General features: G+C 39.4%; 14 protein-coding genes. All 14 read left to right on the top strand.

Annotated features, from left to right (window positions below; translation table 11 throughout):
* A complete protein-coding gene (locus tag AC4D4A_RS10490) occupies positions 1-792 on the top strand; it encodes a phosphatidate cytidylyltransferase (protein WP_490995857.1) in 792 nt (263 codons plus the stop codon).
* Between the two features lie 36 nt (positions 793-828).
* A complete protein-coding gene (gene dxr, locus AC4D4A_RS10485) occupies positions 829-1971 on the top strand; it encodes a 1-deoxy-D-xylulose-5-phosphate reductoisomerase (protein WP_490995856.1) in 1143 nt (380 codons plus the stop codon).
* A 17-nt stretch (positions 1972-1988) separates the two neighbouring features.
* Positions 1989-3248, top strand: coding sequence for an RIP metalloprotease RseP (gene rseP, locus AC4D4A_RS10480; protein WP_490995855.1), 1260 nt, complete (start codon positions 1989-1991; stop codon positions 3246-3248).
* 89 nt (positions 3249-3337) lie between these two features.
* Positions 3338-5038, top strand: a complete 1701-nt coding sequence (locus AC4D4A_RS10475; RefSeq protein WP_490995854.1) for a proline--tRNA ligase — start codon at positions 3338-3340, stop codon at positions 5036-5038.
* 251 nt (positions 5039-5289) lie between these two features.
* Positions 5290-9609 carry a PolC-type DNA polymerase III gene (locus tag AC4D4A_RS10470; protein WP_490996023.1) on the top strand — a complete coding sequence of 1440 codons (4320 nt, stop codon included), beginning with the start codon at positions 5290-5292 and terminating at the stop codon, positions 9607-9609.
* A gap of 154 nt (positions 9610-9763) precedes the next feature.
* On the top strand, positions 9764-10237 hold the full coding sequence (gene rimP, locus AC4D4A_RS10465; protein ID WP_490995853.1) for a ribosome maturation factor RimP: 474 nt from the start codon (positions 9764-9766) through the stop codon (positions 10235-10237).
* Positions 10238-10269: 32 nt separating this feature from the next.
* Positions 10270-11406, top strand: coding sequence for a transcription termination factor NusA (gene nusA / locus AC4D4A_RS10460; RefSeq protein ID WP_490995852.1), 1137 nt, complete (start codon positions 10270-10272; stop codon positions 11404-11406).
* 19 nt (positions 11407-11425) lie between these two features.
* Complete coding sequence (gene rnpM / locus AC4D4A_RS10455; protein ID WP_066102270.1) at positions 11426-11713, top strand: RNase P modulator RnpM; 288 nt, start codon at positions 11426-11428, stop codon at positions 11711-11713.
* A complete protein-coding gene (locus tag AC4D4A_RS10450; protein ID WP_139891224.1) occupies positions 11710-12012 on the top strand; it encodes a YlxQ family RNA-binding protein in 303 nt (100 codons plus the stop codon). The genes rnpM and AC4D4A_RS10450 overlap by 4 nt, the downstream gene beginning before the upstream one ends.
* Positions 12013-12031: 19 nt before the next feature.
* Positions 12032-14335 (top strand): translation initiation factor IF-2, encoded by a 2304-nt coding sequence (gene infB, locus AC4D4A_RS10445; RefSeq protein WP_490995851.1) that lies wholly within the window; start codon positions 12032-12034, stop codon positions 14333-14335.
* On the top strand, positions 14332-14610 hold the full coding sequence (locus AC4D4A_RS10440; RefSeq protein WP_490995850.1) for a DUF503 domain-containing protein: 279 nt from the start codon (positions 14332-14334) through the stop codon (positions 14608-14610). The genes infB and AC4D4A_RS10440 overlap by 4 nt, the downstream gene beginning before the upstream one ends.
* Before the next feature lie 14 nt (positions 14611-14624).
* A complete protein-coding gene (rbfA, locus tag AC4D4A_RS10435; protein ID WP_490558275.1) occupies positions 14625-14984 on the top strand; it encodes a 30S ribosome-binding factor RbfA in 360 nt (119 codons plus the stop codon).
* 66 nt (positions 14985-15050) lie between these two features.
* On the top strand, positions 15051-15977 hold the full coding sequence (truB, locus tag AC4D4A_RS10430; protein WP_490996022.1) for a tRNA pseudouridine(55) synthase TruB: 927 nt from the start codon (positions 15051-15053) through the stop codon (positions 15975-15977).
* Positions 15978-16016: 39 nt separating this feature from the next.
* Entirely contained in the window at positions 16017-16961 is a 945-nt protein-coding gene (ribF, locus tag AC4D4A_RS10425; protein WP_490995849.1) for a bifunctional riboflavin kinase/FAD synthetase, read from the top strand.
* Positions 16962-16989 lie beyond the last annotated feature (28 nt).

Here is a 16989-nt window from a genome sequence, read left to right as displayed (position 1 = left end):
ATGAAACAAAGAATCATTACTGCGATAGTCGCAATTGCATTATTTTTACCGATATTAATTTATGGAAATATTCCATTTCTTATTTTAATCTATGCGATGGCGACAATTGGATTATTTGAACTAATTAAGATGAAGAAAATGCCACTAATGACGATATCCACATTACTATCGTTTTTATTAGTATGGATTCTATTGATACCGGATCGATACAGCCATTTTTTTGATATGATTCAATACGATAAAATGGATATAGTGATTATCATTGCATTTTTGTTATTGATTATTACGGTGATCTCCAAAAATGCTTTTACGTTTGATGATGCGGCTTTTCTGCTGTTGTCTTCTCTATACATAGGTATATCTTTTTATTACTTTTTTGGGACAAGAGATGGTGAGAATGGCCTTTTAACGATACTATTTGTGTTAATTACGATATGGGTTACTGATTCAGGTGCCTATTTTGTAGGGCGATCTATAGGAAAACGAAAGCTTTGGCCGGAAATCAGCCCAAATAAAACAATAGAAGGATTCCTTGGTGGAGTTGGAAGTGCATTAGTTGTTGCAATTCTGTTCTATTTTCTCTCTAATTTGGACTACAATATAAGTAAGCTGATTATAATGGCATTATTAATTTCGATTTTCGGGCAGTTGGGTGATCTTGTACAATCTGCATATAAAAGGCATTATGGTGTTAAGGATTCCGGAAATATCTTACCGGGACATGGAGGAATTTTGGACAGATTTGATAGTTTTATTTTTATTCTTCCCATTTTGCACTTCTTCATTTTTTAAACGTAACTATACAACTGCCAGGGGAGGAGCTTTAGCTTGAAAAGTATCAATTTATTAGGGGCTACAGGGTCTATCGGTATGCAAACGATAGATATTGTACGCAATCATCCAGAGGAATTTAAATTAACTGCCGTTTCAGGCGGAAGAAATGTGGATGGAATTCGAAAAATTATTCAGGAATTCCAGCCCGAACTGATTTGTGTACAGTTAAAAGAAGATGCGGAAAGACTGAAGACGGAATATCCGGGTAGGAAAATTGTATACGGACATGACGGCTTAATAGAAGCAGCTACTTATGTAAACGGAGATATTGTAGTGAATGCTGTTATGGGAAGCATTGGCTTAATTCCCACTATGCAGGCGATGGAAGCCGGTAAACAAATTGCCCTTGCTAATAAGGAAACATTGGTGACAGCTGGACATTTAGTTATGGAGGCTGCAAAGAAGTATCAAACACCTATACTGCCGGTTGACAGTGAGCATTCTGCTATATTCCAGGCATTACAGGGTGAAAAGGCTAAAAATATAGAACGCTTGATTATCACAGCATCCGGAGGAAGCTTCAGAGACCGAACAAGAGATGAGTTAAAGAATGTTACGGTAGAAGATGCACTTAATCATCCAAATTGGTCCATGGGCGCAAAAATAACCATAGATTCTGCCACAATGATGAATAAGGGACTTGAAGTGATTGAAGCCCATTGGCTGTTTAATTTGCCATATGAACAAATTGATGTCCTATTGCACCAGGAAAGCATTATCCATTCCATGGTGGAATTTCACGATTCAAGTGTGATGGCACAGCTTGGTACCCCGGATATGCGTGTGCCTATCCAATATGCTCTTTCATATCCGGATCGGTTACCGCTTATCTCTTCAAAGAGACTTAATTTAGCAGAAGCGGCAACTTTACATTTTAAAAAGATGGACTTTGACCGCTATCCATGTTTACAATACGCTTATAATGCTGGAAGAATTGGCGGATCGATGCCGACTGTTTTAAATGCAGCCAATGAAGTGGCGGTTGAATTGTTCTTACAGGGCAAGATTCCATTCTTGGAAATTGAGGCACTGGTGGAAAAAGCTATGGAGCGTCATCAGTTAATCAAAAAACCTGAACTCGAGACTATACAGGAAGTCGATCAGGAGACAAGAAGGTATATCGAGTCACTATATTAAAAGGGATGGTCGATTAAGTGGAAACAATATTAGCGTTTATACTTATTTTTGGAGGATTAGTGTTTTTTCATGAATTAGGCCACTTAATCTTTGCAAAAAGAGCTGGTATACTCTGTCGAGAGTTTGCCATCGGAATGGGTCCGAAAATCTTCACCATAAAAAAGAATGAAACGGTCTATACCATTCGCTTACTTCCGCTTGGAGGCTTTGTGCGGATGGCTGGTGAAGACGCAGAAACAGTAGAGTTAAAACCAGGCTATCGTATAGGGGTACTGTTTAATGAAAATCAGGAAATTAACAAAATCATTGTCACGAACAAGGATAAATATCCTGAAGCAAGAATTATTGAGGTGGAACAAGCAGATCTGGATCATCAGTTAATCATTCGTGGATATGAAGATGGAAATGATGAAACAATCCAAACCTTTAAGGTTCATCCAAAAGCGGTAATGGTAGAGGATGGCCTTGAACTTCAAATTGCACCATATGACCGCCAGTTTAATTCAAAAACATTACCGCAAAGAGCGATGGCCATCTTTGCCGGACCGATGATGAATTTTGTTTTAGCAGCTGTGTTATTCATGATTATTGGAATTGCCCAAGGTGTTGTGGTCGATGAGCCGAAGCTTGGCAAACTGACAGAAGATGGACCTGCTATTAGCTCTGGACTTAAGGCGGGAGATGTCGTACACTCCATTAATGGTGAAAAAGTTGATTCATGGAGTGATATTCAATCAACCATTCAAAAGAATGCCAATAATGAACTGACTTTTGAGGTTGAACGTGATGGCCAGAAAAAGGAGATAAGTGTCACACCTAAATTGGTGGATGATTCAGCCGGCAAACGGGGAATCATAGGGGTCTATGCTCCGACGGAAAAATCCTTTATCAAAGCGATCGGATATGGATTTACGGAAACGTATTTATGGACTAAACAAATTTTCATTGTACTCGGTGATTTAATCACAGGAGGATTCTCCATTGATGCGCTATCAGGTCCTGTGGGTATATATGTTTCCACGGAAGAAGTGGCAAAATCGGGTATTTTTTACTTGATAAAATGGGCTGGGGTCTTAAGTATTAACCTTGGGATCATGAACTTATTGCCGCTGCCCGCATTGGATGGAGGAAGGCTGTTATTCTTTGCAATTGAAGCAATTAGAGGTAAACCGGTTGATAAGCAGAAGGAAGGTATGTTCCATTTTATTGGATTCGCCTTATTGATGCTATTAATGATCGTCGTCACCTGGAATGATATACAGCGATTTTTCTTTTAAAATAGGATTCAACCATAGCAGGGGCTAAAAAGGTAATAAGCTCCTGCTATACATATAGTAAAGTGATAAGGATAGAAAGGTGAATAGATATGAGACAAAGTATGACGATGATTCCAACATTAAGAGAGGTGCCGTCAGACGCTGAAGTAAAAAGTCATCAATTATTGCTTCGTGCCGGATTTATGCGCCAAAACGCGAGTGGAATATATAGTTATCTTCCACTTGGTTTAAAAGTAATCCAAAACGTTGAAAAAATCATTCGAGAAGAAATGGAACGCGCTGGAGCGGTAGAATTATTAATGCCAGCACTACAACAGGCTGAGCTTTGGCAGGAATCCGGCAGATGGTATTCCTATGGTCCTGAAATGATGAGAATGAAAGACCGCCATAATCGTGAGTTTGCAATGGGACCAACTCATGAAGAAGTAATTACAAGCTTACTTCGTGATGAGGTTAAATCATATAAACGTTTGCCATTAACTCTTTATCAGATTCAAACAAAATTCCGCGATGAAAAGCGTCCTCGTTTTGGCTTGCTCCGCGGACGTGAATTTATTATGAAGGATGCGTATTCATTCCATTCCAGCCAGGAAAGCCTGGATGAAGTGTATGATCGTATCTTCACTGCATACTCTAATATTTTTTCACGCTGTGGCCTTGATTTTAGAGCGGTCATTGCAGATTCAGGAGCCATGGGTGGGAAAGATACACATGAATTTATGGTGCTTTCTGATATAGGTGAGGACACAATCGCTTATTCGGACTCATCTGACTTTGCAGCTAATATTGAAATGGCACCAGTTATTAACAAGGCTGTAAAAACAGGCGAAGAGCTTAAAGAATTGACTAAAGTATCAACACCAGATCAAAAAACAATCGAAGAAGTTTCAAGCTATTTAAATACATCTGCGGATAAGTGTATTAAATCGCTGCTATGGAAAGTGGATGGTCAGTTCGTGCTTGTAATGGTTAGAGGGGACCATGAATTAAATGATATTAAACTGAAAAATATCTTTAATGCCGCAATCGTTGAACCTGCTAGTCCGGAAGAGACTAAAGATGTATTGAATTGTGCCGTTGGTTCAATTGGACCAATTGGAGTGGATGGAGACCGTGTAACGATTATTGCTGATTCCGCGGTTGAGGTCTTGGAAAATGCAGTTTGTGGAGCTAACGAAGAAGGGGTACATTATATTCATGTAAATCCTGAGCGCGATTTCAAGAATGTGAAATATGAGGATCTTCGTTTTATACAGGAAGGCGACGCTTCTCCAGACGGTGAAGGGACCATTCAATTTGCTAAAGGTATAGAAGTGGGCCATGTATTTAAATTGGGGACACGTTACAGTGAAGCAATGAACGGTACGTACTTGGATGAAAATGGTCGCAGTCAGCCGATGATTATGGGTTGCTATGGAATAGGGGTATCCAGAACAGTCGCGGCGATTGCTGAGCAATTTAATGATGAAAAAGGCTTGATGTGGCCTGTTAATATAGCTCCATATCAAGTGCATATTATCCCGGTTAATATGAAGGACGAAAGTCAACGGAATCTTGGTGAGAAATTATATGACGAGCTTATGCAAGCTGGATATGATGTATTAATGGATGATCGTAATGAACGTGCTGGTGTAAAATTTGCTGATTCTGATTTAATTGGTCTTCCAGTTCGAGTAACAGTTGGTAAAAAAGCTGCTGATGGAATCGTAGAAGTTAAAGTGAGACGGACAGGCGAAAGTTTTGAAGTACCTGTTGCTGAACTTGCTGATCGATTAAAAGAAATCCTGTAAATGATAAAAGTACAAGCTCTCCCTTTTGCAATGGGGAGAGCTTGTTTTTTACGTGACAAATTTTCCTGACAAGCTGTTTGAAATTTTGTTAATGCTTTTTACTTCCTTTTTACAGTCTTTAAAAGGTATGGCTGAAAGGTGTTTTCTGAATTGATAAAAGCATTAATCTTTGCAAGAAGGGATTTGAATAAAAAAGAGTTGTGTTATAATTACAAGACGGAAAAGGAGAATGACGTTTGGGAGAGATAGAAATGGAAGAGAATTCTCGTATTAAACAAGATAAATTCAGAACGTTGCTCCAGCAACTTCAGCTGACGGAAGATGCGGTTGTTGTGCATTTTTCCAATGCGGAAATCGATAAAGTAGTCATTGAAAAAGTTGCCCGCAAATGGCATTTCTTTTTCAAATTTGAACATATAATTCCTTGCAGTATTTGGACCAGATTCACGACACAATTAATGCAGGTCTTTTCTCCAATCGCGACTGTCGGTTATTCGATTGAGGTCAGGAATCCAATCATCACGAATGAACTGATTATGGATTACTGGAAAAACTGTATTAGCGAAATTGATGGAATTTCTCCGGCGATCCTCGGGTTATTGCATGGACAAGCTCCAAAAGTGGAAGGAAATAAGCTGATTGTAACTGCTCGTAACGATGCAGAGGCTGGCCAGCTTAAACGGAAATATACCGGCTTAATTTCGGAAGTTTATCAGCGTTTTGGTTTTCCGCCATTGCAGCTTGATGCCATTGTGGATAAGGATGCATATAGTGAGGCAATGGAGACATTCAAAAAGCAAAAGCAAATAGAGGATGAAGAAAAAGCTCTGCAGGCAGTTCAGGATATGAAGAGGGCTGCGGAGGCTAAAGATGATGGCGGAGTACCTGAAGGCCCATTGGTGATTGGGTACAAAATCAAGCCAGATGCTGACTTTAAGACACTCGATGAGATTGTTGAAGAAGAACGCCGAATTGCGGTTGAAGGATATGTCTTTGATGCTGAAACAAGAGAGTTAAAGAGCGGACGTACCTTATTAACCTTTAAAATTACGGATTATACAAATAGCATTCTTGTTAAAATGTTTTCACGCGACAGAGAAGATGCAAGCCAATTGGCACGTGTGAAAAAAGGTATGTGGGTACGTGTACAGGGAAGTGTACAAAATGATACATTCGTCCGTGACTTAGTAATGATTGCAAATGATATTAATGAAATAGCAGGTAAAAATCGTAAGGATACAGCGCCTGAAGATGAAAAGCGTGTTGAATTACATTTGCATACACCAATGAGCCAAATGGACGCTGTTACACCTGTCTCTACATTAGTGTCCCAGGCAGCTAAGTGGGGACATAAAGCGATTGCTATAACAGATCATGCGGTCGCACAGTCATTCCCTGAGGCATACGCTGCCGGAAAGAAAAATAATATTAAAGTGTTATATGGCGTAGAAGTAAATTTAGTGGATGATGGTGTGCCGATTGCTTACAATACAGCAGATTTAAATTTGGAAGAAAGCACATATGTTGTATTTGACGTGGAAACAACGGGGCTTTCTGCCATATATGACACCATTATTGAGCTTGCGGCAGTTAAGATGAAGAATGGTGAGATTATAGACCGCTTTGAGTCTTTTGCTAATCCGCATCATAAATTATCATCGACAACCATTAATTTGACAGGGATTACCGATGACCTTGTAGAGAATGCTCCTGAAGTCGATGAAGTTTTGACGAAGTTCAGGGATTGGTCTGAGGATGCAATTTTTGTTGCGCATAACGCGAGCTTTGATATGGGCTTCTTGAATATGGGTTATAAAAAGCTTGGGTTTGGTAAAGCTACCAACCCGGTCATAGATACATTGGAGCTGGCTCGTTTCCTCTATCCGGATATGAAAAATCATCGCCTGAACAATTTGGCGAAAAAATTTGATGTTGAGCTTGTTCAGCATCACCGTGCGATTTATGATGCTGAAACAACTGGTCATCTGTTAATGAAAATGTTAAAGGATGCCGATGAAAAAGGTATTAAGAATCATAATCAATTAAATGACAATATGGGAAAAGGAAAGGCATTCCAGAGAGCGCGTCCATATCATTGTACCTTGCTCGCGCAAACACAGGAAGGCTTAAAGAATTTATTTAAGCTTGTTTCCATTGCTCATATTGATTATTTTTACCGTGTCCCAAGGATTCCAAGATCCGTCCTAATGCAATATCGTGAAGGGATTTTGGTTGGTTCCGGCTGTGATCGCGGCGAAGTATTTGAAAATATGATGCAAAAATCATTTGAAGAGGCAGAGGATGTCGCTGAATTCTATGATTATCTTGAAGTGCATCCAAAAGAAGTTTACGCTCCTCTCATTGAAATGGAACTGGTTCAAAGCGATAAGGCTCTTGAATCGATAATCGCCAATATTGTAAAGCTGGGAGAGAAATTAAACAAACCAGTCGTGGCGACAGGCAATGTTCATTACCTGAATCCGAATGATAAAATCTATCGAAAAATATTGATCAACTCACAGGGGGGAGCAAACCCTCTGAATCGCCACAGCTTACCCGATGTACATTTCCGTACAACAGATGAGATGATGAATTGCTTCTCGTTCCTTGGGCAAGAAAAAGCAAAAGAAATTGTTGTAACAAACACAAATAAAATTGCCGATTTAATTGATGAAATCAAACCGATTAAAGATGATTTATATACACCAAAAATAGAGGGTGCCGAAGAGGATATCCGGGAAATGAGCTATACAAGAGCACGGATGATTTACGGTGAAAATTTGCCGGAGATTGTGGAAGCTCGTCTTGAAAAAGAACTGAAGAGTATCATTGGACATGGATTTGCGGTTATTTATTTAATTTCGCATAAGTTAGTTAAGAAGTCACTTGATGATGGATACTTGGTTGGGTCCCGTGGTTCCGTCGGTTCGTCCTTTGTGGCAACGATGACTGAAATAACGGAAGTAAATCCATTACCTCCTCATTATGTATGTCCTAAGTGCAAGAAATCTGAGTTCTTTAATGATGGATCTGTCGGATCAGGTTTTGACCTCCCTGATAAGGATTGTCCGGACTGTGCAGTAAGCTATGTGAAAGACGGACATGATATTCCGTTTGAAACATTCCTTGGCTTCAAGGGGGACAAAGTTCCAGATATCGACTTAAACTTCTCAGGTGAATATCAGCCGCAGGCTCATAATTACACAAAAGTTCTGTTTGGTGAAGATTATGTATATCGAGCAGGAACGATTGGTACGGTAGCTGAAAAAACGGCATATGGATATGTTAGAGGATATGCTCAGGAAAACAATCTTCATTTCCGTTCAGCAGAAACAGATCGTTTAGTAAGCGGATGTACCGGTGTTAAGCGTACAACCGGACAGCATCCGGGCGGAATTATTGTAGTTCCTGATTATATGGATATTTATGATTTCTCGCCTATCCAGTTCCCGGCTGATGCGAGTGACTCTGAATGGAAAACGACTCACTTCGACTTCCATTCCATCCATGATAATATTTTGAAGCTTGATATTCTGGGTCATGATGATCCAACCGTAATCCGGATGCTGCAGGATTTAAGCGGAATTGACCCAAAAACGATTCCTACAGATGATCCTGAAGTGATGAAGATTTTCAGTACACCGGAAGTGCTTGGTGTTACTGCAGAACAAATCAATTGTAAAACAGGCACACTGGGTGTACCGGAATTTGGTACTCGTTTTGTAAGGCAAATGCTTGAGGATACTAAGCCAAACACTTTCGCAGAGCTTGTTCAAATATCCGGACTCTCACATGGTACGGATGTGTGGCTTGGAAATGCCCAGGAATTGATTCAGGATAATATCTGTAATCTAAGCCAGGTAATTGGCTGCCGTGATGATATTATGGTGTATTTAATTTATCAGGGCCTAGATCCATCACTTGCCTTCAAAATTATGGAGTCTGTCCGTAAGGGGAAAGGACTCTCCGAGGATATGGAAGAAGAAATGCTAAAGAACAATGTACCTGGATGGTATATTGGCTCATGTAAAAAGATTAAATATATGTTCCCGAAAGCCCATGCGGCAGCATATGTATTAATGGCTGTCCGAATTGCTTATTTTAAAGTGCATCATGCACTCTTGTATTATGCAGCTTATTTTACGGTTCGTGCAGATGATTTTGATCTTGATGCGATGGTGAAAGGATCAGAAATGATTCGTTCCCGCATTGATGAAATCAATCAAAAGGGTCTTGAAGCCTCTACTAAAGAGAAAAACTTGATGACCGTTCTCGAAATAGCGCTTGAAATGTGTGAGCGTGGATACAGCTTCCAAAAAGTTGATTTATATCGATCCAGTGCAAATGAATTTATTATTGATGGAAATACTTTAATTCCACCGTTCAATGCAATCCCAGGACTTGGAACGAATGCAGCTTTCAATATTGTAAAAGCTAGAGAAAACGGCGAATTTTTATCTAAAGAAGATTTGCAGCAAAGAGGTAAAGTTTCCAAAACTATATTAGAATACTTGGATAATCACGGTTGCTTGGGCGATATGCCTGATCAAAACCAACTTTCTTTATTCTGATACAGAATCGCTTGTTTGCAAAAACCAACTCTTTATGTTATATTCAAGTAAGAATTACTGCTGATACGTATGTGCTAAAGAGTGGGGAAACCCACTCTTTCGTTTGTATTAGGATGATATTCAGTCGTTTACATAGACGTAAAGGAGTGAAAGCATGAGCAAGAAAGTCACTGAGATTGTCGAGGAAATGGCTGCCCCGATCCTCGAAGAATTAAACCTCGAGCTCGTTGAAGTAGAGTATGTAAAAGAGGGCAGAAACTGGTTTCTTAGAGTGTATATCGATAAGGAAAACGGTGTGGACATTGAAGAATGCGGTATTGTTTCTGAAAGATTGAGCGAAAAGCTCGATGAAAAAGATCCAATTTCCAATAATTATTTCCTGGAGGTTTCTTCTCCGGGTGCTGAACGCCCATTAAAAAAAGATAGCGATTTTATGAAGGCAGTCGGTAAAAATGTACATATTAAAACATATGAACCGATTGATAACGAAAAAGAGTTTGAAGGTATCTTAAAAGATTTTAATGGTGACACCGTTATAATCGAAATTAAAATTAAAACACGTAAAAAGGAAATAACTATTCCTTATGATAAGATTGCCAAGGCAAGATTAGCGATAAGTTTTTCATAAGGGTTTAAGATTGTAAGGAGGGGATTAGTAAAATGAGTAATGAATTACTCGATGCACTGACCATTTTAGAAAAGGAAAAAGGAATTTCAAGGGATGTGCTCGTTGAGGCGATTGAAGCCGCTCTTGTATCAGCCTATAAGAGAAATTTTAACCAGGCTCAAAATGTCCGTGTGGATTTTAATTTGGTGAATGGATCCATGCGTGTATTTGCTCGTAAAGAAATTGTTGATGAAGTTTTTGATTCCCGCCTTGAGATCTCTTTGGAAGAAGCAAAAAGCATCAATCCAAACTATGAAGTAGAAGATGTTCTAGAGCTTGAAGTTACGCCAAAAAACTTTGGTCGTATCGCAGCTCAAACAGCTAAGCAAGTTGTAACTCAACGGGTTCGTGAAGCTGAAAGAGGCATCGTATACAATGAGTTTATTGACCGTGAAGAAGACATTATGACTGGTATTGTCCAACGCCGTGATTCTAAATATATATATGTAGCTCTCGGTAAAACAGAAGCATTGCTGCCAGCTAGTGAGCAGATGCCGAATGAATCCTACCAACCGCATGAACGTTACAAAGTATACTTAACTAAAGTGGAAAAAACCTCAAAAGGTCCACAAATTTTCGTTTCACGTACGCATCCAGGCCTTTTAAAGAGATTATTTGAGCTTGAAGTGCCTGAGATTTTTGACGGCACAGTTGAAATTAAATCTGTTGCCCGTGAAGCAGGAGACCGCTCTAAAATATCAGTTCATACCGATAATCATGAGGTGGATCCGGTAGGTGCTTGTGTAGGTCCTAAAGGCCAACGTGTTCAAGCGATTGTTAACGAACTAAAAGGTGAAAAAATTGATATCGTAAAATGGTCAGATGACCCTGTTGTTTTCGTAGCTAATGCTTTAAGTCCTTCAAAAGTACTTGAAGTCATTGTGAATGAAGAAGAGAAAGCAACAACAGTTATTGTACCTGACTATCAACTTTCCCTGGCAATTGGTAAACGTGGGCAAAATGCTCGCCTTGCTGCAAAGCTTACTGGATGGAAGATAGATATTAAGAGTGAAACAGATGCGCGTGAAGCGGGAATCTATCCTGTTAATCGCCTGACTGAAGAAAGTGATGAAGACGAGCTCGAATTTAAAGGTTTTACATTCGGACTTGATGATGAAACAGAAGAATGATCCTATTGGTGAGGTGAAAATGGTGAACAACCGAAAGAAAGTACCGCTGAGAAAATGTATCGGCACCGGTGAAATGAAACCAAAAAAAGAAATGATCCGGATTGTTCGCTCCAAGGAAGGAGAGGTTTCTATAGATCCGACCGGCAAGAAATCTGGCCGCGGGGCCTATTTAAGCCTATCTGAGGAAGCCATTAACGCTGCCAAAAAGAAGAATAGCCTATCTAATCATCTGGAGGCAGATGTAGATTCTTCTATATACGAAGAACTTTTAAAGCTGGCTGCTAAGGAGAACAAGTCACGACCATGATGCAAAAACAATGGATGTCCCTATTGGGACTCGCATATCGAGCGAGAAAAGTTATTTCCGGGGAAGAATTGGTTATAAAAGAAATACGCTCTCGTCGAGCGAAAATAGTTTTATTATCAAAGGATGCTTCTTTAAATACGGAAAAGAAAATCACCGACAAATGTCATTTTTACAAAGTACCGATTTGCCGAGTTGAAAACCGAACCGTGCTTGGTCAAGCAATAGGCAAGGATTCAAGAGTGGTAGTCGCTGTACTGGATGATGGATTTGCAAAGAAATTAATCTCCTTGCTCGATTAACTAATTCGGGGGTGAAGGAATGGGTAAAGTACGTGTATATGAATATGCGAAGAAGAACAATGTTTCTAGTAAAGTGGTAATTAATAAACTTAAAGATATGGGGATTGACGTCAATAATCATATGACGGCTCTAGAGGATCAGGCAGTAGAAAAATTAGAAAAACTGTTTAATCCTAAATCGGAAAAGATAAACACCGAAAAACCTCAAAATACTAACCAAACTAGAACTAGTCAAAATCAGAACCAGAACCAAAACCGAGGAAATATAAACGGGCAACAACAAAAACAGCAACCAAATAATAACCAGCAAAGAGGTGGCCAGCAAGCTTCAAGGCAATCTCAAAGTTCTACAAGACCTAATCCTGGTGTAACAGCAACGAGGAATAACCAGGGAACTAATCAAAATACAAAGAATAAACCGGCATCTAAGGGTAATGAAGGGAAAAAAAGCGTGCAAGATAATCAAAAAAGAGGTAACTTCAGAAATAATCGAAATAAAAAAAATAACCAACGTCATCAAAGTAAGTCAACATATCAACCAACACCTAGAAAAGAAAGAGAATTACCGGAGAAAATTACATTCACCGAATCTCTGTCTGTGCAGGAGTTAAGTAAAAAGATTTATCGTGAACCAAGTGAAATCATCAAAAAACTATTTATGCTTGGAGTCATGGCAAACATTAATGCAGAATTAGATAAAGATGCAATTGAACTTATTTGTGCTGATTATGGCGTAGAAGTAGAAGAAATTATTAAAATTGATGTAACAGATCTTGAAGCTGTCATTGCGGATGATGAAAATCCAGATGAAAATACAGTGGAAAGACCAGCAGTAGTTACGATTATGGGTCACGTTGACCATGGTAAAACAACATTGTTGGATGCAATCAGAAATACAAAAGTTACTGAAGGCGAAGCAGGCGGAATTACGCAGCATATCGGAGCTTATCAAGTTGAGGTTGATGGTAAGAAAATCACGTTCCTTGATACACCGGGACATGCCGCCTTCACAACGATGCGTGCGCGTGGTGCTCAAGTAACGGATATTACGATTATCGTTGTAGCTGCTGACGATGGAGTAATGCCACAAACAGTTGAAGCGATTAACCATGCTAAAGCTGCAGAGGTACCAATTATTGTAGCAGTTAACAAGATGGATAAAGAAGGAGCTAACCCTGATCGCGTAAAACAGGAATTGGTTGAAAATGGCCTAGTACCAGAAGAGTGGGGCGGGGATACTATTTTTGTACCAATGTCTGCGAAAAAAGGGGAAGGCATTGAGACATTGCTTGAAATGATTTTACTTGTAAGTGAAGTAAATGAATATAAGGCAAATCCTAAACGTAAAGCAATTGGTACTGTTATTGAAGCAGAATTGGATAAAGGACGTGGATCTGTCGCTACTTTACTTGTCCAAAACGGAACATTGCGCATAGGAGATCCAATTGTTGTTGGAGATACTTTCGGTAAAGTACGTGCGATGGTAAATGATTTAGGCCGCCGTGTTAAAGAAGCGGGTCCATCCACTCCGATTGAAATTACCGGATTAAACGAGGTGCCTCAGGCAGGCGATCGCTTCGTTGTATTTGAAGATGAAAAAACAGCACGTCAGGTTGGGGAAGCTCGTGCTCAAAAACATATCTTAGCTTCACGTAATGAAAGCTCCCGTGTAACACTTGAAAACCTGTTTGATCAATTAAAACAAGGGGAAGTAAAAGAAATTAATATCATTGTAAAAGGTGATGTTCAAGGTTCTGTTGAAGCGGTAGCTGCTTCCTTGCAAAAAATTGAGGTTGAAGGCGTAAAAGTTAAAATTATTCACGCGGGTGTTGGTGCTATTACTGAATCCGATATTATTTTAGCAACTGCCTCTAATGCGATTGTAATTGGTTTCAACGTGCGTCCGGATGTAAATGCTAAACGTGCTGCTGAAGCTGAAAAAGTAGATGTACGTCTGCACAGAATTATTTATAAAGCAATTGAAGAAATCGAAGCAGCGATGAAAGGGATGCTTGATCCTGAGTATGAGGAGAAAGTCATCGGTCAGGCTGAAGTTCGTCAAACGATTAAAATTTCCAAAGTTGGAACAATTGCCGGAAGCTATGTAACAGATGGTAAGATTACACGTAACAGTGGAATCCGTCTGATCCGTGAAGGCATCGTAATCTTTGAAGGTGAACTGGATACACTTAAACGCTTCAAAGATGACGTGAAAGAAGTAGCTCAAGGCTATGAATGTGGAATAACGATCAAAAACTTTAATGATATTAAAGAAGGCGATGTTATTGAAGCATATGTAATGGAAGAAATTAAAAGAGCATGATTGCTGCGGCAGAATGTGAATGTTTGATTCCTAATGCTCAATCCTTAAAGGAAAAAAGAGCGGTTCTGCAGCGCGTTATGACGCGATTAAAACAAAAATTTAATGTTTCTGTTGCAGAGGTTGACTATCAGGACATGTGGCAACGCACGGTTATCACAATCGTGGTTGTCTCATCGTCCAGAACCAGTTCTGAAAGGGAATTGCAAAAAGCATTATCCTACCTCGATTCTTTTCCTGAATTGGAGAGAATTGCGACAAATATAGAATGGCTTTAAAAGAGGTGAAAAATATGAGCCTTAGAGCTACCCGTGTGGGAGAGCAAATGAAAAAAGAACTCAGTGAAATACTTGGCAGAAAAATCAAAGATCCACGAGTTGGATTTGTGACTGTCACAGATGTCGAAGTTTCTGGTGATCTTCAGCAAGCCAAAGTCTATATATCTGTTCTCGGCGATGCCGAAAAAAGAGAAGATACACTTAAAGGTCTTGCTAAAGCAACTGGATTTATTCGTTCTGAGCTGGGCCAGCGTATTCGATTGCGAAAAACTCCGGAAATTATTTTTGAATTTGATGAGTCGATTGACTATGGAAACAGAATTGAAAATCTATTGCATCAAATTCATCAGGAAAATAAAGAACCCAATGAATAAGGACTAGGATAGACGTTATGTCTATCCCCTTTTTATATAAAAATTTAGGAGAACAGGGTGATAGTGATGGAAGAGTTAAATGGAATCCTGATTCTCAATAAACCGGCAGGATTTACTTCTCATGACTGTATTATGAAAGTCAGAAAAATACTGAGGATGAAAAAAGTCGGACATACAGGAACGTTGGATCCGGATGTCACAGGTGTACTGCCTATATGTCTAGGAAAAGCAACCAGGGTTGCGGAGTACATAACGGATGCTGGTAAAGAATACATAGGTGAAGTAACTATTGGCTGGTCCACAACTACAGAAGATGCTTCGGGCGAATTAGTGGATAAGAAGATAATTGAGAAGCCGATCAAGCGTGCTGAAATTATCGAGATTTTGAACTCACTCACAGGAACGATTGTTCAAACACCTCCAATCTACTCAGCTGTTAAAGTAAATGGAAAGCGGCTGTATGAGTACGCATTGAAGGGAGAAAAGGTAGACATCCCCTCGCGTAAGGTGAATATTTATGAAATCGAGCTTTTAGACGATAGAGAACTCTTTGAGGGTGAATCGATTTCGTTTTCTTTTCGTGTCTCATGTGGGAAAGGAACGTATATCAGAACGCTCTCCTGTATGATCGGAGACCAATTAGGCTATCCAGCCCATATGTCTAAGCTCATCAGGTCACGTTCAGCGGCTTTCACCCTTCAAGAGGCAATTACACTTGAAGAGCTGGCTTTACTTGCGGAGAAGGGCACTGTAAGCGACGTACTGAAGCCTATAGAAGAAGGGGTTCCAAATCTGCCAATTATTAAAGTTTCCAGTGAAATTGCAGAAAAAGTCCGTAATGGTGCTGTACTAACCTCTGACAACCTATCTGCCGAAAATACGGAGAGTCCTTTTGCTATTTTTAATGATCAGGAAGAACTAATGGCAATTTATCAGCATCATCCAGAGAAAAAAGGATTGTGTAAACCGGTTAAAGTTATTCCATTTATATAGTATGATATGGATGGAGATTGAAATTAGAGGGGAATAGAGATGAAAATAATCAATATTGCACATCCCCATGACTATAAGCGGGGGGACTTTCCGCCAATAGCAGTAGCTCTTGGTTATTTTGATGGCGTTCATATTGGCCATCAAAAGGTTATTGAAACGGTAAAACAAATTGGTGAAGAAAAAGGGCTGGCCACAGCGGTGATGACATTTGATCCTCACCCATCTGTCATTTTGAATAAACATATAAAGCACGTGAGGCTCTTAACACCATTGCAGGATAAAATTGAATTAATGAAGAACATGGGGTTGGATTATCTTTTTATTGTCCAATTCACACCTGATTTTTCAAGTCTTTCACCACAAAAATTTGTGGATGATTATTTGATTTCATTGCATATTCAGCATGTGGTTGCCGGCTTTGATTATTCATATGGACAATACGGAAAAGGAACTATGGAAACTCTTCCGCATCATGCAAAGGGTATGTTTGATGTAACAACCGTGTCAAAGCAGGATCTTGGAGAGGAAAAAATTAGTTCAACTCGTATTCGAGAGGAATTAATTAACGGCCATACTGAAACAATTAATCAATTATTAAGCAGGTATTTCACTGTTAAAGGATGTATTGTAGATGGAGAGAAACGCGGGAGGTTATTAGGGTTTCCTACTGCCAATATAGAAGTGGACCCCGATTATTATCTTCCTGGTACCGGAGTTTATTGCGTACGTATGAAAGTACGCGGTAATTGGTATAATGGTATATGTAATGTAGGCTATAAACCTACTTTTCATACGGAAAAAGAAGAGATTCCCACTATAGAAGTACATCTATTAGATTTTGAGGCTGATATCTATCAAGAGAGAGTCGTAGTTGAGTGGCATAAACGCATACGGAGTGAACAGAAATTCAGTTCTGTGGAACATTTGGTTACTCAGCTTGAAAAGGATAAACAATTCGCAATAGAATATTTTGGAGTGAATTAAGTACTTGCTTTTTTAACCGAGAAGTAGT

The organism is Pradoshia sp. Z5_111 (assembly GCF_058267535.1).
Note: the sequence above shows the minus strand (reverse complement) of the source record. Positions and strands in the feature narration are given on the sequence as shown.